The sequence below is a fragment of the Skermanella mucosa genome (assembly GCF_016765655.2).
Lineage (GTDB): Bacteria > Pseudomonadota > Alphaproteobacteria > Azospirillales > Azospirillaceae > Skermanella > Skermanella mucosa.
Window position 1 is genome coordinate 1,644,124 of the sequence record NZ_CP086106.1, and the last position, 22,151, is coordinate 1,666,274.

The following is a 22,151-nucleotide window of genomic DNA, read 5'->3' on the forward strand; positions in this document are numbered from 1 at the left end:
GCTCAGGCCCTGGCCAGCACCCGCCGGGCCAGCGGCACCGTGATCCGCCGGCGCGCGGCCAGCGCCGCCGCGTCCAGGTCGGCGACGAGGCGTCGGGCGGCATCGAACGATCGCTCCATGTGGGTCACCAGGAAGCGGATCACGTCGTGACCGACCCGCAACTGCCGGTCGGCGAACAGCTTCACCAGGATCGCCGCCAGAAGCGCGTCGTCCGGCGCGCCCACCGCGACCGCGGGCGCCGCCATCAGCCGCGACCGCAGATCCGGCAGGTTGATACCCCACCGGGCGGGTGCCGACTCCGACGTCAGAAGCAGATGCCCGCCGGTTTCCCGCGCCAGATTGTAGAGATGGAACAGGGCGCGTTCGGCCCGCGCGTCGCCGGTGCCGCGGTCGGCATTGTCGATCACGACGGCTGCGGCCTCGCTTAGCAATCTCGGCAGGGTCTCGATCCGGAGATCGCCGGGCTCGACCCGCGGCGCCTGGGTGCGGGCGCGCCACACCTGGGCCAAATGGGTCTTGCCGCAGCCCGCCGGCCCGAAGATCACCAGCGCCGGTGCCGGCCAGTTGGGCCACAGGTCGAGCCACGCGACCGCCGCCTCGTTGCTGGGCGCCACCAGGAAATCGTCCGCTCCCATCGCCGGCCGGTGGCCCAGATCCAGGGGGAGCTGCGCCGGGGTTCCGGTCACGGCCGCCAAGCCTCGTCCGCAGGACCCGAATCCGGACCCGAATAGTAGGAGCTTGACAGGTACTGCTGTAGCGCGAACCGGGTGAGCACGCCGATCACCGCCGCGACCGGAACCGCCATCAGCACGCCGACGAAGCCGAACAGGCTGCCGCCCGCGAGCAGCGCGAACATCACCCAGACGGGGTGCAGCCCGACCTTATCGCCGACCAGCTTGGGCGTGAGGAAGTTGCCCTCCACCGCCTGCCCGACCAGGAAGATCACGACCACGACGACCACCGGCGTCCAGGTATCGTACTGGACCAGTGCGATCCCGACGCTCGACACGAAGCCGACCAGCGACCCGACATAGGGGATGAAGGACAGCAGCCCGGCGATCGATCCGACCACGAGCCCGAAATTCAGCCCGAAGACCGACAGGGCGACGCCGTAGAACAGCCCGAGCACGAGGCAGACGGTGGCCTGCCCGCGGACGAACCCGGCCAGCGTCCTGTCGATCTCGTTGACCTGGTCCAGGATCGTCGCGGCGTGCTGCCGGGGCAGCCAGCCATGGATGGTCCCGATCATCACGTCCCAGTCGCGCAGCAGGTAGAAGGCGACGATGGGCGTGATGAACAGCAGGGTCAGCACGTCGAACAGGGCGACGCCGCCGGTCACGATCGACTGCAGGACGGTGCCTAGCCAGCCGACCACCTCTCCGGCGTAGGAACCGATGGCGGTGCGCAGCCGCTCCAGGTCCTCGGGGGACAGCTGGGTAAGCAGGCCCTCGGCGGTGGGGATCGCCGTATTGTTCACCCAGGCGACGATGCGCGGCAAGGTCTCGACCAGTTGGACCACCTGCGCCTGGATCAGGGGAACCAGCAGGATCAGAACGAGGACGAGGCAGAGCACGAAGAACAGCAGGACGCCGGTCGTGGCGAGCCAGCGCGGCGTTCCCATCCGCTCCAGGCGGTCGGCGACCGGATCGAGGAAATAGGCGATCGCCATGCCGGCCACGAAGGGCAGCAGCATGTCGCGCAGCACGTAGAGCGCCACGAAAGTGACGACCGCCGTGATCAGCCAGAAGCGGCGCTGGCGCCGCCGGCTCATTTCGTGCCGCCGAGCCGGCTGAGCAGCCGGCTTCCCGTCACCACGTAGCCCAGCCCCGACCAGACGGTGGTCACGGCCACCGCCCAGGTCATGATCGGCGTGATCCAGGCCAGGTCCACCGGCGGTTCCGTCAAGCCCAGCCCGAATGTGGACAGGACGAGCGCCGCCAGGGCGATCTGCATGGTTGTATTGACCTTGCTGATGAAGGACGGCTGCATCGCGAACGACTCCTTGAGCGTGTAGAGCAGCAACACGCCGCCGACGATCAGGATATCGCGAAACACCACCAGGATCACAAGCCAAAGGGGAAGATACCCGGTATGGCCGAGCGTCAGATAGACGCTGACCAGCAGCGCCTTGTCGGCCAGCGGGTCCAGGTAGCCGCCCAACATGGTGCGCGCCCGGAAGGCGCGCGCGATGAATCCGTCCACCGCGTCGGAAACGCCGGCGGCGACGAACAGCCAGAACGCCCAGAACAGCTCGCCGTCCAGGATGAGCCACACCGCCAGGGGCACCGACAGCAGGCGCCCCATGGTGATGATGTTGGGAATGCTCATGATGCGCGGACCCGGCCCGTCACCGGAAGGTGCGGCCGACCGGTCCCGATGCCTGCGATCCGGCCCAGCGCAACTGCCAGACGGGTCCCGTCTGGTAGACGCCGATCGGCTGCCCGGCCGGCCCCAGCACGGACACGGGCGCCGCCACCGTTCCCGGAACGGCCGGCAAGCCCGCCTGGGCGGCGGCCTGATCGAGCGGCGGCGCCTCGGTCAGTTCCAGATCCTGCTGGGACAGCGCGGTCGCCAGCACCTCCGGTGTGCCCCGGTATGTCAGTTCGACCCGCGCCGCCGTCCGGGTCAGGGACATCAGGTCGGCGCGCGTCACGGTCGGAACCTGGGAAAGCCGCCGCTTGGTCTGGACCCAGTCGTCGAGGCGGGCGATCGGCACGGCGACCTGCATGGTCTGCTCCGGCCCGGCGGCGACGGTGTTGGCCTGCCGCCATTTCTCATCGAGCGAGCGGACGACCGCCGCTACTCCGCCGGCCAGGTAGGCGTCCACGGTCTGGCCCGGAGCGGCGGGGACCGTGACGGTGTCGCTGCGCTTCGACCCGTCCGGCGAATAGCGGGTCAGCCTGACGGTGTTGGGCTGGGACGGGTCGGGCTCCGCCCCGCGCACGCCCAGTACCGCCACCAGCACGTCGCTGGCGCCGTAACGCTCGGCGATCGCGTTGAACCCGCCGGTATCGCCCTCCAGCGCGGTGGCGGCGCTGACATCGGCGATGTCGGTCAACTCGCCATAGGGGACGACGATCGGAACCATGCCCTGCGGCGGCGGGAAGTTCTCCCACGCGGCGCGCCAGGCGCTGCGGTCCTCCCACAGCACCGGGGGATTGCCGCTCGACTGGTAGACGGGCAGTACCAGCACGGGCCGGCTGCGGACCTCGACATAGCTGGCGCCCTTGTCCTGGAGCAGCGTCCGTACGTTCGCGGGGCGGAAGCGTACGGTCAGCGTCGCCAGGTAGCGCACCGCCGAACTGCGTTCCCGCTGCACCTCGAAGTCCTGGACCAGCCTTGCCACCTCCAGGTCGCTCAGTTCGGGCGGGCGGGCGCCGGGGACGGGGCTCAGGCGGCCGTAGAGTTCGGCGAACGCCTTGCGCTGGGCCTCGGTGATCGCCCGGTCGCGCGCCGCCGCGGCATTGTCCGCCGTGACGTCGACCGCGACGTCCTTCACGGTGAAGATATCGCTGCTTTCCTGAGCCCTTGCCGGGCCGGAAAAAGCCAGCAGGACGATGCCGAGGACTAGCTGGAACAGGCATGCCAGCGGACGGCGGTGAAGCATTGCAAAGCCTTCCGTTTCGAGTATGTTCGGCCCTTGATGCCGGCCCGTGATGCTGTTCATGACCTGGGACCGGCCCGGTTTATAACCCAGCGCACGCGAGGACGCCATCAGCACCACACCGAATAACACCGGCGACGCCTATAAGGATGCCGGTGTTGACATCGACGCCGGCGCTGCTCTCGTCGATGCGATCAAGCCGCTGGCGAAGGCGACCGCCCGGGTCGGGGCGGATGCGGGACTGGGCGGCTTCGGTGCCCTGTTCGACCTGAAGGCGGCCGGCTACAAGGACCCGATCCTGGTCGCCAGCACCGACGGCGTGGGCACCAAGCTGAAGATCGCCATCGCCGCCGGCAAGCACGATACCATCGGCATCGATCTCGTCGCCATGAGCGTCAACGACCTCGTGGTGCAGGGCGCCGAACCGCTGTTCTTCCTCGATTACTTCGCGACCGGAAAGCTCGACGTCGCGGCCGGCCGGGACATCGTCGCCGGCATCGCCGAGGGCTGCCGGCAGGCCGGGTGCGCCCTGATCGGCGGAGAGACGGCCGAGATGCCGGGCATGTACGCGGGCAAGGACTACGACCTCGCCGGTTTCGCCGTGGGGGCGGCCGAGCGCGGGCAGATCCTGACCGGTGCCGACGTGGCCGCGGGAGACGTGGTGCTCGGGCTGGCGTCGAGCGGCGTCCATTCCAACGGTTACTCGCTGGTGCGCCGGATCGTCGAGAAGGCCGGGCTGTCCTATCAGGACGAGGCGCCTTTCGCGCCGGGGACCACGGTCGCCGAGGCCCTGCTGACCCCGACCCGGATCTACGTCAAGCCGGTGCTGGCCGCCGTGCGGGCGGGCACCGTCAAGGCGCTGGCCCATATCACCGGCGGCGGCCTGACCGACAATATCCCCCGCGTGCTGCCCGAAGGCCTGGGCGTCTCGCTCGATGCCACGGCGTGGCCGCTGCTTCCGGTGTTCCGCTGGATGGCGGACTCGGCGGTCATCGGTGACGACGACCTGGCGCGCACCTTCAACTGCGGCATCGGCATGGTCGTCATCGCGGCGGCGGACAAGGCCGACGAGACGCAGCGCATCCTCAGGGAGGCCGGCGAGACGGTCTACCGGATCGGCGAAGTGCAGCCCGCGATCGGCGATGTCGAGCGCGTGGTGATCGACGGAGTGGACACGGCGTGGCACGGCTGAAGGTCGGTGTCCTGATCTCGGGCCGGGGAAGCAACCTCCAGGCCCTGATCGACGCCTGCGCCGATCCCTGCTTCCCGGCGGAGATCGTGCTGGTGCTGTCCAACAAGGCCGACGCCTATGGGCTGGAGCGCGCCAGGGCGGCCGGCATTCCCGCATCCGTCGTCAGCCACCGGGACTTCGCCGACAAGCCGGGTTTCGAGGCGGCCATGGACGCGGCGCTGAGGTCGGCCGGGGTCGATCTGGTCTGCCTCGCCGGTTTCATGCGGCTGCTGACGGCCGACTTCGTCGAGCGGTGGCGCGACCGGCTGATCAACATCCATCCCTCGCTGCTGCCCTCATTCAAGGGGCTCGACACCCACGCCCGCGCGATCGAGGCCGGCGTGAGGTTCACCGGATGCACCGTGCATTTCGTCCGCCCCGCCATGGACGAGGGACCGATCATCGTGCAGGCCGTGGTGCCTGTCCTGCCCGACGACGATGCCCATGCCCTGGGCGACCGCGTGCTGGTCGCCGAACACCGGTGCTATCCCCTGGCGCTCCGCCTGATCGCCGAGGGTAGGGCCCGGGTCGAGGGGGAACGGGTCGTGCTGTCCGACAGTCCGCCCCAACCGGACGGACCGGTACTTAATCCTCCCGCATGATCCTCGTCACGGATAGCGCTTGTAAATGAACCGGCCGTCCCTTAAATCGGGACCGCCGAAAACCGAATAACAACGCAGAGGTTGGAGATGGCCGTGGCCGACAATAACGACGATCTTCGGAACGAAGAGTTCCGCGCCCATTTGGAAACCTATGAGCGTTTCACCATGCTGACGAAGTACGGCACCATCGCCGTCATCGCCATCCTGGTTCTCATGGCGATCTTCCTGCTCTGACGCCTTGACCGGGCGGCGCCCGTCTCCTTCAGCGCGGCGGTCGCGCCCGGTTCCATGACTCCCCCGTTCAATCCCTTCCGAATCGACTGGAACGACTGCACCTTCTCCCAGTGGGATGCCCTGCTGGCCCGGTGCAAGCGCCCGACCCTGCTCCAGTCCTGGCAATATGCCCTGGCGCTGGCGAAGACCGAGGGATGGAAGGCCGATTTCGGCATCATCCGCTTCGAGAACAAGCCCGTCGGCCTCGTCCAGGTGCAGACGAAGCGCTGGCTGCCGTTCCTGACCACCTGCAGGATCTATCGTGGTCCGCTGTGGATCCATGACGAGATCCCGGGAGAGATGCTGAAGCTGGTCCTGCGCATGATCCGGGACCGCTACCATCTCCTGCGCGGCCGTCCCCTGGTCTTCCACCCCGAAATGATCGACAGCGAGGCCGCGCGCAAGCGACTGGCGGACACCGGCTTCCACCGCCGGGAAGAGGGGTACGAGTCGGTCTGGCTCGACCTCGCTTCCGAACCCGATGTTCTGAGGGCCGGGCTGCACGGCAAGTGGCGCAACATGCTCCATCAGGCGGAACGCAACGGCCTCTCCGTCGAGGTCGACACATCGGCTGTCCACTTCGACTGGCTGATGGAACATTACCTGCAGGACAAGATGGCGCGGAATTATCGCGGGCCATCCCCCGCCTTCCTGCGGGTCCTGCACAATCTTTCGGCCGAGACGACGCCGCCGGTCCTGCTACGGGCGGTTCACCAGGGCCGGCCGGTCGCAGGCGTACTGCTGGTGCGGCATGGTGCCGCGGCCACCTATCAGGTCGGCTGGAACGGGGAGGAGGGGCGGGATCTGCGCGCCCATCATCTGCTGCTGTGGCAGTCGGCGCTGTGGCTGAAGGCCCAGGGCCATACCGGCTTCGACCTCGGCGGCATCAACGAGACGACGCCGGGGATCGCGCGGTTCAAGATCGGCATGGGCGGCCAGCCGTTCCGCCTGGTCGGCGGGTACGTCTGACCGTCCGGCTGCCGTCAGTTCCCGATCAGGGCCCCTATCAAGGAACGATTTCGCTCTTGCTGAAGAAGAACTTGATCTCGCGGGCGGCGTTCTCCGGGCTATCCGAGCCGTGGACCGAGTTGGCCTCGATCGACTCGGCGAAATCCTTGCGGATCGTGCCGGCGGCGGCGTTCGCCGGGTTGGTGGCGCCCATGATGTCGCGGTTGCGCTGGACGGCGTTGTCGCCTTCCAGGACCTGGACCACCACGGGGCCGGAAATCATGAAGTCGACCAGCTCGCCGAAGAACGAGCGCTCGGCATGGACCTCGTAGAACTTTTCCGCCTGTTCCTTGGTCAGGCGGATGCGCTTCTGCGCGACGATCCGCAGCCCGGCTTCCTCGAAGCGGGCATTGATCTTGCCCGTAAGGTTCCGGCGGGTCGCGTCCGGCTTGATGATGGACAAGGTCCGTTCGACGGCCATGTTGGAAGGCTCCTGTGTGCTCTCGCAAAATTCGCGGCGTTATATACGCGCATCGGCCGGGTTAGCAACGGGGCTTTTTCGACGGACCCACCGGGGGACCCTTTCGGCGCTATAGCGATTTCCGTTTCCAGTCCCTTCAAAACGGCCCGTCCGGCATGCTATCACCAGCCCCGGCATGCTTCACATCAATGAACTGATTTTCCGCTTCGGCGGGCGTGTGATCTTCGACCACGCCACCGTCGCCATCCCCAAGGGCCATCGCGTCGCGCTGGTCGGCCGCAACGGCACGGGCAAGACGACCCTGCTGCGCCTGATCGCCGGCCAGATGGCTCCGGACGGCGGGGCCATCACCATGCCCGCGGAGACCCGCCTGGGCATCGTCGCCCAGGAGGCGCCGAGCAGCGACGTCAGCCTGATCGACACGGTTCTGGCCGCCGACGTGGAGCGCACGGCCCTGCTGGCGGAGGCGGAGACCGCCCGCGACCCCCACCGCATCGCCGAGATCCACACTAGGCTGGCCGACATCCACGCCCATTCGGCCCCGGCCAGGGCGGCCCAGATCCTGTCGGGCCTGGGTTTCGACGCCGAGGCGCAGACGCGGCCGTGCAGCGACTTCTCCGGCGGCTGGCGCATGCGCGTGGCGCTCGCCGGGGTACTGTTCGCCCAGCCGGAACTGCTGCTGCTCGACGAGCCGACCAACCACCTCGACCTCGAAGCGACGATCTGGCTGGAGAACTACCTGCGGAACTATCCGCACACGATCCTGCTGGTCAGCCACGACCGCGAGCTGTTGAACAAGGTTCCGACCACCACGGTCCATCTGGACCAGGGCAAGCTGGTCTCCTACGCCGGCGGCTACGACCAGTTCGAACGGACCCGACGCGCGAACCTGGAGCGGCTGGCCGCCAACCAGACCAAGCAGATCGCCCAGCGCAAGCATATCCAATCCTACATCGACCGGTTCCGCTACAAGGCGTCCAAGGCGCGGCAGGCCCAGAGCCGGATCAAGATGCTGGAGCGGATGGAACCGATCATCAGCATCGTCGAGGACCATACCGTCAGTTTCGACTTCCCGTCGCCCGAGCCCCTGGCACCGCCGCTGATCCAGCTCGAAGACGTCGATGTCGGCTACGACGGCAAGCCGATCCTGCGCGGGCTCGACCTGCGCATCGACCTGGACGACCGGATCGCGCTGCTCGGCGCCAACGGCAACGGCAAATCCACCCTGGTCAAGCTGCTGGCCAACCGGCTCGCCCCGATGAAGGGGGAGATGCGGAGGTCCGGCAAGCTGAAGATCGGCTATTTCGCCCAGCACCAGGCCGAGGAGCTGGACCTGAGCCTTACCGCGGTCGCCCAGGCGAGGCTGTGGATGAAGGACGTCGTGGACGAGAAGGTCCGCGCCCATCTAGGCCGCTTCGGCTTTCCCCAGCAGAAGGCCGACACCCAGATCGCCAAGCTGTCCGGGGGCGAGAAGGCCCGCCTTCTGTTCGCCCTGATGACCCGCGAGGCGCCGCACGTCCTGATGCTCGACGAGCCGACCAACCACCTGGACATCGACAGCCGCGAGGCCCTGATCCAGGCGATCAACGGGTTCGAGGGCGCCGTGATCCTGATCAGCCACGACCCCCACCTGATCGAGCTGACCGCCGACCGGCTGTGGCTGGTCGATGGCGGCGCCTGCAGGCCTTATGACGGCGACCTGGAGGACTATCGCAAGCTTCTCCTGGAGAAGAGCCGGGCCGAGCGGGCCGACGGCAACGACCGGGACGCGGGACCCAGCAAGAAGGACCAGCGCCGCGCCGCCGCCGAACTGCGGGCGGCCCTGGCGCCGCTCAAGCGCAAGGCGGACGATGCCGAGAAGCTGATCGCCAAGCTGACCCGCGAGCGGCAGGCCCTGGAGACCAAGCTGGCCGACCCCGCCCTCTACAGCGGCCCTGCGGACAAGGTGACCAAGCTCCAGATCGATCTTGGCGAATTGCAGAAGAAGCTCGGCACCGCCGAGGACACCTGGATGGAAGCGCTGGAGGCGCTGGAGGCCGCCGAATCGGAAGCGGCCGGCGCCGCCTGAGCCGGCCCGTCAGTCCTTGGCCGGCGTCCTGGCCAGCAGGACGTCGGCGACCCCGGCGGGCAGGGCTGCGATCAGCCAGCTCATGAAGTATGTCGGGAAGGGAAAGGCGATGCGGGCGCGGTCGCGCTCCAGCCCGCGCCGGATGATCCGGGCCGCCCGGTCGGCATCCATCAGCAGGGGCATGGGGAAGCGGTTGCGGGCGGTGATCCTGCTGCGCACGAAGCCCGGGCAGATCACCGAAACCTCGACTCCCTTCGGGCGCAGGTCCAGCCGCAGCGACTCGCCGTAGCTCCTCACCGCCGCTTTGCTGGCGCAATAGGCCGGAGCCCCGGGATAGCCATGGAAGCCGGCGAGCGAGCTGACCAGGCCCAGCTGCCCGCGCCCGCGCTCCGCCATCGGCCCGATCAGGGGATGGATCGTGTTCAGGACGCCGTCCAGGTTGACCGAGAAGATGCGCCGGGCCTGCTCTTCGCTCTCGCCCCGTCCGCGCTTTCCGTCACCGCCGCCGGTTCCGCCGCTGATCCCGGCGTTGGCGATGCACAGGTCGATCGGAGTCGAGGCGTCTACGCCTGACAGCCACCGCCGCATGCCCTCGCGGTCGGTCACGTCGATCACCGCCGCCCGCACCGTGGCCCCGCGCGCCGTGCAGCGCGCCGCCACCTCGTCCAGCCGGCCGCCATCCCGGCCGGTCAGCACCAACGTGACGGCGGGACCGGCATAGGCTTCGGCCAGGGCCTCGCCGATGCCGCTGGAGGCGCCGGTGATCAGGATCGTGCGGGGATCGCGCATGGCGGGTCTCCGGGCGTCGGGATTGGAGCGAAGGCCACAGCCGCTTGTTGTCAAGGGATGCGGGAGGTATAAGAGCGGCCACCCAACGGTACTAGCGAGGCAGCGTTGAGCGCTCAACAACAAGTCGCCAGCATGACTGGTTTCGCCCGGGCCGAAGGGCGCGACCAGGGTTATGCCTGGACCTTCGAGATCAAGAGCGTCAACAGCAGGAACCTCGACCTCCGCTGCCGGCTGGCGCCGGGCTTCGACGCGCTGGAGCCGGTCGCCCGGACCGCCGTTCCCCAGCGGGTGCGCCGCGGCAGCGTCAACGTTTCCCTGTCGGTCACCCGGACCGCGGCGCCGAACCAGATCCGGATCAACCGCGACCTGCTGGACCAGCTCATATCCCTCGCCGCCGAACTCGGCGGGAAGACGGAGAAGCCGCGGCTCGACGCGCTGCTCGCGGTGCGGGGCGTGGTCGAGACGGTCGAGGACGCCGATTCCGGCGACGACCGCGAGCGGCTCGAAGCGGCGATGGCGGCGACCCTCCAGCAGGCGCTCGATCATCTCGGCGCGGTCCGGCTGGCGGAAGGGGCGCGGCTGGTTGAGGTGCTCAACCAGCACCTGAACGAGATCGCCCGGCTGACCGACCGGGCCTCGGCCTGCGCCGCTCTCCAGCCGGAGGCGCTCCGGCATAAGCTGCGCGGGCAGGTCGCGGCCCTGCTGGACGCGGTGCCCAGCCTGACCGAGGAGCGGCTGGCCCAGGAAGCGGCGCTCCTGATCGCCCGCGCGGACGTGCGCGAGGAACTGGACCGCCTGCGCGCCCATGTAGCGGCCGCGCGCGACATGCTTGCCAAGGGCGGCGGGATCGGCCGCCAGCTCGACTTCCTGTGTCAGGAGTTCAACCGGGAAGCCAATACCCTGTGCTCCAAATCCTCCGACGTGGAGTTGACCCGCACCGGCCTCGCCTTGAAGGCCGCCATCGAACAGTTGCGTGAGCAGGCGCAGAACATCGAATGACCGTACCCATGGACATGCAGCCGGCCGGACCGGGCCCGGCCAAGATCGGACGCCGCGGGCTGATGCTGGTGCTGTCGTCGCCCTCGGGCGCCGGCAAGACGACGATCGCGCGGCGCATGCTACAGCGCAACAGCAGCCTGACCATGTCGGTGTCGGTCACGACCCGCCCCATGCGGCCGGGCGAGGTCGACGGCGTCGACTACCATTTCATCGACCGGGAAAGATTCGAGCAGATGGTCGCCGAGCGCCAGCTGCTGGAGCATGCCCGGGTCTTCGGAAACTACTACGGCACGCCGAAGGGGCCGGTCGAGCAGGCGCTCGCCAAGGGGCGGGAGATCCTGTTCGACATCGACTGGCAGGGCACCCAGCAGCTTGCCGAGAACGCCCGCGACGATCTGGTCAGCGTCTTCGTCCTGCCGCCGTCTGCGAAGGAGCTGGAACGCCGGCTGTACGCCAGGGCGCAGGACAGCGCCGAGGTGATCGCCGGCCGCATGGCCAAGGCGTCGGACGAGATGAGCCACTATTTCGATTACGACTATGTGATCGTCAATTACGATATCGAATCCAGCGTCCACCAGGTGCAGACCATCCTGGAGGCCGAGCGCCTCAAGCGGCGCCGCCAGGTCGGCTTGGCCGACTTCGTCCGGCAACTCCAGGACGGTCTCTGAAGACTAAGGCTCCCTGCGCCTCCGGTAGGCCCGCGCCAGGGCGGCGAAGCCGGCGACGGGGATCTCCTCCGCGCGCTGGGTCGGCACCAGCCCGGCTTCCTCGATCAGCGCCTCGGCGTCGCCCAGGGACTTCAGGCTGGCCCGAAGCATCTTTCGGCGCTGGCCGAAGGCGGCGGCGGTCAGTGTTTCCATAGCGCCGAACTCGGCGGGCTCGGGAGCCTGCCGCGGGACGAGCTGAACCACCGTCGACTCGATCTTCGGCGGCGGCGTGAAGGCGCGGGCGGGCAGGTTGAACAGCGGACGCACCTCCGCCCGCCACTGGGCGATCACCGACAGCCTTCCATAGGTCTTGCCGCCGGGCTTCGCTGCCAGGCGGTCGGCGACCTCACGCTGGAACATCAGCGTCAGGCTTTGGAACCGCTCGATCCGGCGCAGCCAGCCGATCAGCAGCGGCGTCGCGACATTGTAGGGCAGGTTGGCGACGATGGCGCGCGGGGCGGGGGCCAGCGCTTCGACGTCGGCTTCCAGCGCGTCGCCTTCGACCAGCCGCAGCCTGCCCTCGGCGGCCTCCACCAGATCGGCCAGCGCGGTGATGCAGCGGGCGTCGCGCTCGATCGCGACCACCCCGGCGGCGTCCGAGTTCAGCAGCGCCCGCGTCAGCCCGCCGGGGCCGGGTCCGACCTCGACCACCGTGACGCCGGCCAGGTCGCCGGCCGCCCGCGCGATCCGGCCGGTCAGGTTCAGGTCGAGCAGGAAGTTCTGACCCAGCGCCTTGCGGGCTCCCAGGTCGAAGCGCGCGATGACGTCGCGGAGCGGTGGCAGGTCGTCGATCCGGCTCATCTCCCGCGGCGCTCTGGAACGTAGCGCCGGGCGGCGCGGTAGCCCGCCATCTCCACGGCCGTCTTCAGCGCCGCGATCAGGCTCGCCGGGTCGGCCTTGCCGGTACCTGCGATATCCAGTGCCGTGCCGTGGTCGGGCGAGGTCCGCACGAAGGGCAGGCCCAGCGTGATGTTCACCCCGGTGTCGAAGTCCACCGTCTTCAAGGGTATCAGCGCCTGGTCGTGATACATGCAGAGGACGGCGTCGTACCGGCTGCGGGCGGCGGCGTGGAACAGCGTGTCGGCCGGGAGCGGGCCGATCACCCGGTATCCTTCGCGCTTCAGGACGGTCGCCGCCGGCGTGATGATCTCGATCTCCTCGGTGCCCAGCGTGCCCCCTTCGCCGGCATGCGGGTTGAGCGCCGCCAGGGCGAGACGGGGCTCCTCGATCCCGAAGTCCGCCGCCAGGGCGGCAGCCGTCACCCGCGCGCACTGCACGATGCCCTGGGTGGTCAGTGCGTCGATCGCGTCCCGCAGCGGCAGGTGGATCGTCACCGGGATGACCCGCAACCCGCCGCCCGCCAGCATCATCACCGGTTCCGTCACCATCCCGGCCAGGGCGGCCAGGTACTCGGTATGGCCGGGATAGCCGAAGCCGGCCTGATACAGCGCGCTCTTCTGGATCGGGTTGGTCACCATGGCGGCACAGGCGCCGGCCTGGACCAGCATCACCGCGCGCTCGATGCTGGAGAGGACGGCGGCGCCGTTCTCCGGGTCGGGCCTGCCCGGTTCCACCGGATGGTCCAGGGAAACCGGCAGGACCGGCAGCGCGCCGTCGAACACGGCGGCGGCCTCGGCCGGATCCCCCACCCGCGCGACCGGGACGTCCAGGCCGATCAGGCGGCCGAGCGACTCGATCCGGGCGGGATCGTCGAGCAGCACGAACGCCGGCACCGACCGTTCCCGCCGCGCCGCCCAGGCCATCAGCGCCAGCTCGCCGCCGATGCCCGACGGCTCGCCCATGGTCAGGGCGAGCGGCGCGCCGCTGCCGCCCATCAGACGCGCAGGTCCACGAAGGCGGACATGCGCAGGTCGCGCAGCAGCCGGCGCTGCAGCATGTCGAGGCGATCCTGGCCCAAGGCTCCCAGGATCTGGTCGCGCGGCGGCAGCACCGTGCCCGTCGTGCGCTGCTCGCGCAGCAGCAGGATATGGTAGCCGGTCAGGCTGCGGATCGGGCGGGAGGCCTGGCCGGGGCGCAGGTCGCGCAACGCCGCGTCGAGCTCCTCGGGGAGCTGGCCCTGCTGCACCCAGCCCAGGTCGCCGCCGTTGGTGGCGCCCGCCGACTGCGAGAATTGGCGCGCCACGGCGGGGAAGCTGGCGCCCTGGGCGATCTGCTCGACCAGCCGGTCGGCCAGCCGCCGGACTTCCTCCTCCCGCTCGGGGGAATCGACGGCCAGGTAGATCTCGGCCGCCAGGTACTCGGGCTTGCCGGCGTTGGCCTCGATCCGCTGGAGCACCGCGTCGATCTCCTCCTCGCCGATCTCGATGCTGGGCCGCAGCCGCCGCTGGACCAGCTTGCCCCAGCCGATGGTGGCCCGGATCTGGCTTTCCAGCGCGCTGCGCGGCACGCCCTGGCTCGCCAGCATCTTCTCCAGCTGGTCGCGCTTCATCTGGTTCTGCTCGGCCACCCGGCCGAAGGCGTCGTCGATCTCCTTGTCGGTCACGGAGATGTTGGCCCGCGCCGCTTCCTGCATCTGCAGCCGCTCGTCGATCAGGCTGCGCAGCACCTGGGGGGTCAACCGCTGGCGAACCTCGGCGGTGCCGGGCAGGCCGGAGGAGACCAGCGCAAGCTGCAGCCGGGCCGAGAGATCGGACATCGAGATGATGTCGTCGTTGACCACGGCGGCGATCCCCTCCACCGAACGGGGCGGCGGCGGGGCGATCGCCGGGGCCTCGGCCGGGCGTGACTGCTGGGCGGGGGCGGGTGCCGCGGGACGCGGCGCTGCCTGCGGAGCGGGCCGGGGCGCCGTTTGCTGGGGTGCCGTCTGCTGCGGCGCCGGACGCGGCTGCTGTTGCTGCGGCTGTTGCTGCTGGCCGCCCTGGGGAACGGTCTGCGGCGTGGCGAACTGGGCGGACGCCGGAAGAGTTCCCATGATGCCGGCCGAAGCGATCAAGGCCGCGGTGAAGACTGCGGCGCTCCAGCTCTGTCGTATGCGGCGGCTGATCGGGTAAAGCATGAATCTATGCACTTTCGGCCCTTCCAATGCTTTGGGCGGTCACGGGTTCGAATACGGGTCGGAAGCGAACGTTGGGGCGGTCGTCGGCATGGTCATCCGTCCTCGAGGTGGAGCAGCACGGCGATGCCGAGCAGCAGGCTCGCCCCGGCCGGAGCCCAGGCCGCCAGGGGCACGGGGATCGTCTCGGATATGCCGAAGGCGCGGACCACGTCGCTGAACAGGAAAAGCACGAAGCCGGTCACGACGCCGCCCGCCACCATCATCATCGTTCCTCCCCGCCGCGTCTGGCGCAGCGAGAAGGCGGCGGCGAACAGCACCATGGCGCAGAACAGCAGCGGCGTCGACAGCAGCGACTGGAAATGCAGCCGGTGCCGGGTCGCGGAGAAGCCGGTCTCCTGCAGGGTCCTGATGAAGCCCGGCAGTTCCCAGAAGGACATGCTGTCGGGTGAAGCGAAGCTCTCCTGGATGCGTTCCAGCGTCAGGTCGGTGTCCAGCCGGTAGGAGTCGAAGGCTTCCGCGGGCCCGGTTCCGGAGTTCAGCCATCCCTGGCGGATCATCCAGTGTCCGGGCTCCAGCGTCGCCGACGTGGCGTCGATCCGGCTCGCGAACTCGCCGTCGGCATCGTACATGAAGACGTTGACCGGCCGCAGGGTGGTGGTCCCGGCCTCGGCGGTGTCGGCGTGGATCAGGTATTGGCCGTTCTCCTGGATCTGCCGGAGCCACAGGCCGGAGCCGGAGACCACCAGCGAACTGGTCCGGCCGCGCAGGTACCGGTCCTCCATCTTCTCGTACCGGGCGACCAGCACCGATCCGGCCGGATTGATCACCGTCACCTGGAACACGGCGATCAGCGGCGCCACAATCAGCACGGGCGCCAGGAACTGCCAGGCCGAGACGCCGACGGCGCGGGCGACCACCAGTTCCTGGCTGCGGGTCAGCCGCCAGAAGGTGAACATGCCGGCGAACAGGATCACGAAGGGGAACACCTGCTGGCCGATCTCCGGCAGCTTGAACAGCGCCATCTGCACGACGACCGAGAAGGTCGCGTCGGGCTTCCCGGCGGCGCGGCGAAGCAGTTCCACCGTGTCCAGCAACAGGATGATCGCCAGCAGGATGCCCAGCAGCATGCAGAAATAGAGCAGGAACTGCCGTCCGATATAGCGCGAGAGCGTGGCCGAGGTCCTCATCCCGATCATCCCGCGGTCTGTTGGAAGCGGGATGCGCGACCGCCACGCAGGCGCGGCCTGATCATCAGGAAGGCGCCGACCGCCAGCGGGACGGTGACGAGGACGTAGAGAAGCGGGATGAAGGCGTTGTTGTTGACCGCCAGGTTGGTGATGCCGAGCGCCGCGCTCTGCAGCACCAGCACGCCGGCCACCGCCGAGACGATGCGCCTGCCCTGGCCGCGCCGGTTGAACTCGCCGACCAGCAGGATCGCCACGCCCATCATGGTGAATCCCAGCGCGAAGATCGGGCTGGTGTAGCGCTGGTGCAGCTCCGCGGTCAGCCGGCTCTTGATGGGCAGCAGTTCCGGGTCGTCGGCCGCACGCATCAGTTCGGCGGTCGAACGTTCCCGCGCGTCGGGGACGCGTTCCGCGAACTGCTTCTCGAAAATGCGAAGGTCGACGGCATAGCGGTCGAAATACAATTGTGACATGCGGCCGGTCGCGAGGTCGACTTCCTGGCGGTTGCCGTCGAACACGACGACGCGGGTGCCCGCCTCGCCCTCCACGGTCATGCCGCGGTCGGCATTGATCGTGACCGGCTTGCCCGGCACGCGGGTGTCATGGATCAGCAGGCCCTGCAGTTCGCCGTCCGGCATCCGTCTCCGGACATAGACGGTCACGCCGTCGCCGGCCTCGTTGAAAACCCCTTCGCGCAGGAACACGGTCGAGAATTCGCTTCTCGCGAGGCTTTCCAGCCGGCTCAGCTCACGGTGGGCCGCCGGGGCGAGATAGAGCGTCAGCCCGTAGCCGATCATCGTGACCAGCAGGGCCAGGATCAACGCGGGCTTGGCGAGGCCCCACGGTCCCAGCCCGGCGGACCGCATCACCACCAGTTCCGAATCCATCGTCAAGCGGTTGTAGGTGAACAGGACGGCGGCCAGCAGGCTGATCGGCAGCACGATCGACAGGAACGTGGGAAGGGTAACCAGCATGAGCTGAAGGAACAGGTAGACCGGAGCGCCGCCGTCCACCACGATCTCGAGGAGGCGCAACGATTGCGTGAGCCAGATGACCAGCGTCAAACCGGCGGTGACGAAGACGGTCGCCACTGCAAGGTGGCGGAAGAGATAGAGCGTCAACCGTTTCATGGACTCGCACTTATACCCGGCCAATTCGCCGTCCGGCACCCGGAGTATCGGCCCTGCCAGCGGCCCGACGGACGAAAGTGGCGCGCGAGCCCTGGTCGGCATAGCTTGACAGCGTATCGGCCGTGTTCTTTATCGGACACGCGCCGTCGAAACAACCATCCGATGCCGGGCCGGCCAAATTGCCGCCGGGACAAAAGGCCCCATCAGGCCCCATACGCTCAAACATGAGGGCGATAACCCATGAGGGTAGACATGAAATTCACGTTCTCCGATCTCACCCCGTCGCTGCCCGCATCCGGCTCGCTCGTCCTGCCCGTCCTGGCCGAACGCACGCTGACGCCCGCCGGCACCGACCTGGACGGGAAGACCGGCGGCATGCTGACCCGCGCCATGGCCGCCAACAAGTTCTCCGGCAAGACTGACGAGGTCCTGACCATCGTGGCGCCCGCTGGCGTCGACCTCGACCACATCGTCCTGATCGGCCTCGGCAAGCCCGAGCAGGTCACCGACCTCATCCTGCAGGACGCCGGTGGCGCCATTGTGGCGACCCTGGGGAAAAACGCGGCCGAGGTGTCGGTCGTGGTGGAGCAGGCGCCGGGCGTAGCGCTGGAGCCTTCGGCGATGGCGGCGGAAATCGCCTTCGGGGCGCTGCTGCGCTCCTACCGGTTCGACAAGTACCGCACGAAGGAAAAGCCGGAGGCCAAGCCGGCACTGCAAGCGGTCAACCTCCTGACCAAGGGCCCGGACGCCGCGGAGAAGCTGTTCGCCGACCGCCAAGCGGTCGCATCCGGCGTCTTCCTGACCCGCGACGTGATCTCCGAGCCGGCCAACATCCTTTATCCCCGCACGCTGGCCGACCGCTGCCTCGAACTGTCCGAACTGGGCGTCGAGGTCGAGGTGCTCGACCAGGGGCAGATGGAGAAGCTCGGCATGGGCGCCCTGCTCGGCGTGGCGCAGGGCAGCGTGCGGGAGCCGTACCTGGTCGTCATGAAGTATGACGGCGCCCCGGACGCCGCGGACAAGCGGCCGGTCGCCTTCGTCGGCAAGGGCGTCACCTTCGACACCGGTGGCATCTCCATCAAGCCCGCGGCCGGGATGGAGGACATGAAGTGGGACATGGGCGGCGCCGGCGTGGTCCTGGGCCTGATGAAGGCGCTGGCCGGCCGCAAGGCCAAGGTCAACGCGGTCGGCGTGGTGGGACTGGTCGAGAACATGCCGTCGGGCAGTGCCCAGCGGCCCGGCGACATCGTGACCAGCCTGTCCGGCCAGACCATCGAGGTGCTGAACACCGACGCCGAGGGCCGGCTGGTCCTGGCCGACGCGCTGTGGTTCACGCAGGACACCTTCAAGCCCCGGGCCATGGTCAACCTGGCGACCCTGACGGGGGCCGTCATCGTGGCCCTGGGGACCGAGCACGCCGGGTTGTTCTCGAACGACGACGCCTTGTCGGAGCAGCTGACCGCCGCGGGCCGCAAGGTCGGCGAGAAGCTCTGGCGCATGCCGATGAACGAGGCCTACGACAAGGCGATCAACTCCGACGCCGCCGACGTCAAGAACATCGCGGGCAGCCGCGACGCCGGCAGCATCATCGGCGCGCAGTTCCTGCAGCGCTTCGTCAACAACGTGCCCTGGGCGCACCTGGATATCGCCGGCGTGACCTGGTCGAAGAAGGACGCCGGAACGATCCCCAAGGGCGCCACGTCCTTCGGCGTTCGCCTGCTCGACCGCTACGTCGCGGACGTGTACGAGGGCTGATCGGATGAGGGGCGCGCGGGAACCGGCTTTTTCGCGCGCCCGAGCGGATCATGTCGCCGCCACGGAGTCCCAGGGAGCGCCGACCGGCGTGCGCTGGCGCCTGTTCGGCGACACCCGCCCGCCGCTGACCGCCACCTTCTTCCTGGGTGACCTTGCGCGCCGTGCCGCGATCGGCCATGCCGGCCGGATGCTCGGGGCCGACCGCGTGCCCCCGGTCATCAGCGGCCACGGCATCGACCGCGACCCGCGCCACCGCCATGCCTTCTTCCTGCCGGAGGACGCCGATGGCGACGGCGTGCTGGACCATGTCCTGATCACCGCGTCGGCGGGTTTCGGCCGCGAAGCGGTGGACTCCCTGGCGACCCACGGCAGGCTGTTCGACGGCCGGAACGGCGAATGGGCGGTTCGGTGCGTCTGGCTGGGCGAAGCGGAACGGGCGCCGTCCCGGCTGGCCGGACCCTCGGCCTGTTGGGAATCGGTGACGCCTCATGTGCCGCCCTGGCATGTCCGCCGCGGCCTCACGAACGCCGACCAGATCCGCCGCGAGTTACACCGGCGTGGCCTTCCGGCGCCGCGATGCCTGGAACAGGTCCCGGGGCCGCTCCGACGCGACGATGCGCCTGTGCGGCCGGAGGACTTCGTTCCACGGTTCGGCCGCAGAACCTTTGCCCATGGCTCCGCCCACCCCGAAACCACCGCGGCGTTCTGGCGCCTGACTTTTCCAGAGCCGATCGCCGGGCCGCTTGCGATCGGTTGGGGCTGTCATTTCGGGCTGGGTCTGTTCAGCCCTTCGTCGGCCTTGGAAACCCTGGCTGACGAAGGACCGGGACCGTCCTGACGCCGCCGATTGTCCTTTCGGGACCCGTCCCGCTACGATGCCGTGGAGAGCAAGCCTGCCCGTCAGCATCCTGGATCGAACCATGACCGAAATCCGCTTCTATCATCTCCAGCGCAAGACGCTGGAGGACGCGCTGCCGCAGATCCTGGAAAAGACCCTGGAGCGCGGCTGGCGGGCCGTCGTCATGGCCGGATCGGAGGAACGGGTCGAGGCCCTGGCCCAGCACCTGTGGACCTACAAGGATTTCGGGTTCCTGCCCCACGGCAGCGCCCGCGACGGCGACGCGGAGCACCAGCCGGTCTGGCTGACCACCGAGGACGAGAACCCCAACGGCGCCACGGTCCTGATCCTGACCGACGGCGGGGTTTCCGACCGGCTCGACGGATTCACCCTGGTCTGCGAGATGTTCGACGGTAACGATTACGACGCCGTGCAGGCCGCCCGGAGCCGATGGAAGCAGTACAAGGCCGATGGCCACGCGCTGACCTACTGGCAGCAGACCGATCGCGGAGGCTGGGAAAAGAAGGCTTGAGGCCGCGACGGGCTCAATCCACCGCGACGGCCCGCTTCAACGGGTTCTCGCCCGGCGGCCAGATGCCGCGCTCGACGGCCTCGCGGCCCTGGAAGACCAGATAGCTCTGGCGGCCATAGTGGGGCAGGGGGCGAAGCAGCGCCTCGAGCGCCGCGCGGTCGTCCGCCGCCACGACCAGGGCCGGTGAACCGCTCTCCAGGCGTTCGGTCCAGACCCGCGCCGTTCCCTTGCCCGCCAGCCTGTCGGGGACCGGCCCCAGCCCGAGGCGGGCCAAGGCTTCGTATACCTGCGTCGTCATGCCGATCACCGCGACCGGCGCTCCGGCGCGGGGCTCGCCCGCCGCGGCTCCCGCATCCATGAGGCGGGAAGCCAGGGCGCGCCCGAGGTCCTGGTGAGGGCCGGCCAGCACCAGGCGGGTGGCGGGATTGAGGGTGACGTCGCGCAGGATCGGCGCCGCCTCTCCCGGGGCCAGGCGGCGGAACAGCCGGTAATCCGGATCGACGGCGACGCCCAGCGGCGGCGCGTCGAGTTCGATCGTCCCGGTGGCCTCGCTCCCGGCCAGCGGAATGGTACGCCGGAGCTGTCCTTCCGCCGTCTCGACGACCACCGGCACCTCCAGCCGGTAAGCCGGCTCGCCCTGGCCGACCCGGACATCAAGCCGGTAGCGTTCGCCGGTCCGAGTCGCCGCCGCCTCCATCAGGCGGAGCGCCGGGGCGCCGGTCCGCGACACCCACTGGTCGAAGAATTCCGCCAGATCGCGGCCCGACGCCGCCTCGAACGCGGCGCGCAGATCGCCCCAGCCCGCCCGCCGGAAGCGGTGCCGCTCCCAGATCAGCCGGATGCCTCGGTCGAACGCCTCGTCCCCCAGCATGTCCCGCAGCATCAGGAACAGGTAGGCCGACTTGTTGTAGCCCACGATCTTCGCGGCGCCATGGACACGCGACGTGAAATCGGCGAGCGCACCGTCCCGATCTTCGGGCAGGGCCGCGTAGTCGCGCAGCCAGCCGAACCGCATCTCCCGCGCGGCCCCGGGATCGCGCGCGGCGGTGAGGCCGTAGTCGGCCATGTAGGTCGTCAGCCCCTCGGACCAGTTGCCGGAGGCATAGTCGACCAGCACGCCGTTGCCCCACCAGTTGTGCAGGATCTCGTGGGGCAGCGACTGGCCGCGCATAAAGGGCAGCGGTAGCACCTGTCGCCCGACATAGGTCAGGCCGGCGAATCCCAGCCCCACCGGCAGGGGAGCCGAGAGGATCGAGAAGCCGGAAAAGGGATAGGTCCCGATCCGCTCGGAAAAATGCGCGATGTAGGTTTCCGAAGCCTGCAGATAGTCGTCGGACAGGTGTTCCAGGTCGGGCTCGAACAGGGTCCTCAGCCGCAACCCGCCGGCCATGCGCTCCCGTACCTGCCAGCGGCCGGCGAACAGCGACGGCTCCTCCACCGCGGGATCGGCGGTGAAGACCGTTTCCCCATCCGTCTCCTCCGCAAGGTCGCCGGTCACGGCGGCGCGGTAGCCTTCGGGGACCCGCACCGCCAGCCGGTAGGCCGTGCGCTCCGCGTCGAACCGGGGAAGCCATCCCGTCCCTCCCGGCAGGAAGCTTCCCGTTTCGCCCGATCCCGGCTCCTCGCCGCCGAACGGGCTGCCGCTGTCGTCGAGCGGCGCCAGGATGCCGGAATAGCGGATCGTCACCCGCATGTCGCCCGCACCGGCCGCCGGAACGCGCCACCGCGTCGGGCCGCCGGCGATGTCGGCCGGGCGGCCGTCGATCTCGACGCGGACGGGCGAAAACCTCGGCGACAAGTGGAACTCCAAGGGGCCGCCGCCGGTCACCGTCACCCGGTCGGTCACTTCAAGCCGGCGCTCAGCCGGGTCGAGGTGTATGGCGGCGTCGTGGGTCACCCGGGAGGCGGGAGCGGCGAGGCACGGCGGGGCGAAGGTCAACCAGAGTAAGGCGCCGATGGCGGCCAGGCCGCCCTTCATGCCGGATCGTCCCAAT

At 69.1% G+C, this 22,151-nt stretch carries 22 protein-coding genes; 10 read left to right on the forward strand and 12 right to left on the reverse strand.

The genetic code is table 11. The features are described 5' to 3' along the window. Positions 1-2: 2 nt before the first annotated feature. From JL100_RS07510 to JL100_RS07525, 4 genes are read right to left on the reverse strand one after another with little or no spacing between them, the layout of a single operon-like run. Positions 3-686 (reverse strand): HdaA/DnaA family protein, encoded by a 684-nt coding sequence (locus JL100_RS07510; RefSeq protein ID WP_323378440.1) that lies wholly within the window; start codon positions 684-686, stop codon positions 3-5. After that, the gene (locus JL100_RS07515; protein ID WP_202680098.1) at positions 683-1,771 is read right to left on the reverse strand and encodes an AI-2E family transporter; all 1,089 of its coding nucleotides are present in this window, start codon (positions 1,769-1,771) and stop codon (positions 683-685) included. The genes JL100_RS07510 and JL100_RS07515 overlap by 4 nt, the downstream gene beginning before the upstream one ends. Continuing rightward, the gene (locus JL100_RS07520; RefSeq protein WP_202680099.1) at positions 1,768-2,328 is read right to left on the reverse strand and encodes a CDP-alcohol phosphatidyltransferase family protein; all 561 of its coding nucleotides are present in this window, start codon (positions 2,326-2,328) and stop codon (positions 1,768-1,770) included. The genes JL100_RS07515 and JL100_RS07520 overlap by 4 nt, the downstream gene beginning before the upstream one ends. Before the next feature lie 19 nt (positions 2,329-2,347). Beyond that, the gene (locus JL100_RS07525) at positions 2,348-3,607 is read right to left on the reverse strand and encodes a DUF2066 domain-containing protein (RefSeq protein WP_202680100.1); all 1,260 of its coding nucleotides are present in this window, start codon (positions 3,605-3,607) and stop codon (positions 2,348-2,350) included. Positions 3,608-3,713: 106 nt separating this feature from the next. Here JL100_RS07525 and purM point away from each other — a divergent pair, with 106 nt between their 5' ends. The 4 genes from purM to JL100_RS07545 all read left to right on the forward strand — a co-directional run bounded on the left by purM (position 3,714) and on the right by JL100_RS07545 (position 6,679). Then, complete coding sequence (gene purM / locus JL100_RS07530; RefSeq protein WP_202680179.1) at positions 3,714-4,796, forward strand: phosphoribosylformylglycinamidine cyclo-ligase; 1,083 nt, start codon at positions 3,714-3,716, stop codon at positions 4,794-4,796. Beyond that, positions 4,784-5,437 carry a phosphoribosylglycinamide formyltransferase gene (gene purN, locus JL100_RS07535; RefSeq protein WP_202680101.1) on the forward strand — a complete coding sequence of 218 codons (654 nt, stop codon included), beginning with the start codon at positions 4,784-4,786 and terminating at the stop codon, positions 5,435-5,437. The genes purM and purN overlap by 13 nt, the downstream gene beginning before the upstream one ends. Before the next feature lie 93 nt (positions 5,438-5,530). Next, positions 5,531-5,671, forward strand: coding sequence for an aa3-type cytochrome c oxidase subunit IV (locus JL100_RS07540; protein WP_202680102.1), 141 nt, complete (start codon positions 5,531-5,533; stop codon positions 5,669-5,671). Between the two features lie 54 nt (positions 5,672-5,725). Then, entirely contained in the window at positions 5,726-6,679 is a 954-nt protein-coding gene (locus JL100_RS07545; RefSeq protein WP_202680103.1) for a lipid II:glycine glycyltransferase FemX, read from the forward strand. A gap of 37 nt (positions 6,680-6,716) precedes the next feature. Here the strand turns inward: JL100_RS07545 and ndk are convergent, their stop codons facing one another. Further along, positions 6,717-7,139: a nucleoside-diphosphate kinase gene (ndk, locus tag JL100_RS07550; protein WP_202680104.1), complete on the reverse strand. Its 423-nt coding sequence runs from the start codon at positions 7,137-7,139 to the stop codon at positions 6,717-6,719. 175 nt (positions 7,140-7,314) lie between these two features. On the opposite strand from ndk, the gene JL100_RS07555 reads away from it, so the two are divergent. After that, entirely contained in the window at positions 7,315-9,207 is a 1,893-nt protein-coding gene (locus tag JL100_RS07555) for an ABC-F family ATP-binding cassette domain-containing protein (RefSeq protein ID WP_202680105.1), read from the forward strand. 9 nt (positions 9,208-9,216) lie between these two features. Here the strand turns inward: JL100_RS07555 and JL100_RS07560 are convergent, their stop codons facing one another. Then, positions 9,217-9,996, reverse strand: a complete 780-nt coding sequence (locus JL100_RS07560; protein WP_202680106.1) for an SDR family NAD(P)-dependent oxidoreductase — start codon at positions 9,994-9,996, stop codon at positions 9,217-9,219. Between the two features lie 132 nt (positions 9,997-10,128). Between JL100_RS07560 and JL100_RS07565 the strand changes: the two genes are divergently transcribed. After that, a complete protein-coding gene (locus JL100_RS07565; RefSeq protein ID WP_202680107.1) occupies positions 10,129-10,995 on the forward strand; it encodes a YicC/YloC family endoribonuclease in 867 nt (288 codons plus the stop codon). A gap of 14 nt (positions 10,996-11,009) precedes the next feature. Next, positions 11,010-11,663, forward strand: coding sequence for a guanylate kinase (gmk, locus tag JL100_RS07570; RefSeq protein WP_228421322.1), 654 nt, complete (start codon positions 11,010-11,012; stop codon positions 11,661-11,663). Between the two features lie 3 nt (positions 11,664-11,666). Here the strand turns inward: gmk and rsmA are convergent, their stop codons facing one another. The 5 genes from rsmA to lptF all read right to left on the reverse strand — a co-directional run bounded on the left by rsmA (position 11,667) and on the right by lptF (position 17,032). Next, positions 11,667-12,503: a 16S rRNA (adenine(1518)-N(6)/adenine(1519)-N(6))-dimethyltransferase RsmA gene (gene rsmA / locus JL100_RS07575; RefSeq protein ID WP_202680109.1), complete on the reverse strand. Its 837-nt coding sequence runs from the start codon at positions 12,501-12,503 to the stop codon at positions 11,667-11,669. After that, positions 12,500-13,537, reverse strand: a complete 1,038-nt coding sequence (pdxA, locus tag JL100_RS07580; protein ID WP_202680110.1) for a 4-hydroxythreonine-4-phosphate dehydrogenase PdxA — start codon at positions 13,535-13,537, stop codon at positions 12,500-12,502. The genes rsmA and pdxA overlap by 4 nt, the downstream gene beginning before the upstream one ends. Further along, positions 13,537-14,718: a peptidylprolyl isomerase gene (locus JL100_RS07585; protein WP_228421122.1), complete on the reverse strand. Its 1,182-nt coding sequence runs from the start codon at positions 14,716-14,718 to the stop codon at positions 13,537-13,539. The genes pdxA and JL100_RS07585 overlap by 1 nt, the downstream gene beginning before the upstream one ends. Positions 14,719-14,810: 92 nt before the next feature. Then, positions 14,811-15,905, reverse strand: coding sequence for an LPS export ABC transporter permease LptG (lptG, locus tag JL100_RS07590; protein ID WP_202680111.1), 1,095 nt, complete (start codon positions 15,903-15,905; stop codon positions 14,811-14,813). Between the two features lie 5 nt (positions 15,906-15,910). Beyond that, positions 15,911-17,032, reverse strand: a complete 1,122-nt coding sequence (lptF, locus tag JL100_RS07595) for an LPS export ABC transporter permease LptF (RefSeq protein ID WP_202680112.1) — start codon at positions 17,030-17,032, stop codon at positions 15,911-15,913. A gap of 252 nt (positions 17,033-17,284) precedes the next feature. Here lptF and JL100_RS07600 point away from each other — a divergent pair, with 252 nt between their 5' ends. The 3 genes from JL100_RS07600 (at position 17,285) to JL100_RS07610 (ending at position 20,157) form a co-directional block, all read left to right on the forward strand. Continuing rightward, entirely contained in the window at positions 17,285-18,787 is a 1,503-nt protein-coding gene (locus tag JL100_RS07600) for a leucyl aminopeptidase (RefSeq protein WP_202680113.1), read from the forward strand. A 4-nt stretch (positions 18,788-18,791) separates the two neighbouring features. Continuing rightward, entirely contained in the window at positions 18,792-19,625 is an 834-nt protein-coding gene (gene csb2 / locus JL100_RS07605) for a type I-G CRISPR-associated protein Csb2 (protein WP_202680114.1), read from the forward strand. A gap of 82 nt (positions 19,626-19,707) precedes the next feature. Next, positions 19,708-20,157: a DNA polymerase III subunit chi gene (locus tag JL100_RS07610; protein WP_202680115.1), complete on the forward strand. Its 450-nt coding sequence runs from the start codon at positions 19,708-19,710 to the stop codon at positions 20,155-20,157. A gap of 13 nt (positions 20,158-20,170) precedes the next feature. Here the strand turns inward: JL100_RS07610 and JL100_RS07615 are convergent, their stop codons facing one another. Next, a complete protein-coding gene (locus tag JL100_RS07615; RefSeq protein WP_202680116.1) occupies positions 20,171-22,135 on the reverse strand; it encodes a M1 family metallopeptidase in 1,965 nt (654 codons plus the stop codon). Between the last annotated feature and the right edge of the window lie 16 nt (positions 22,136-22,151).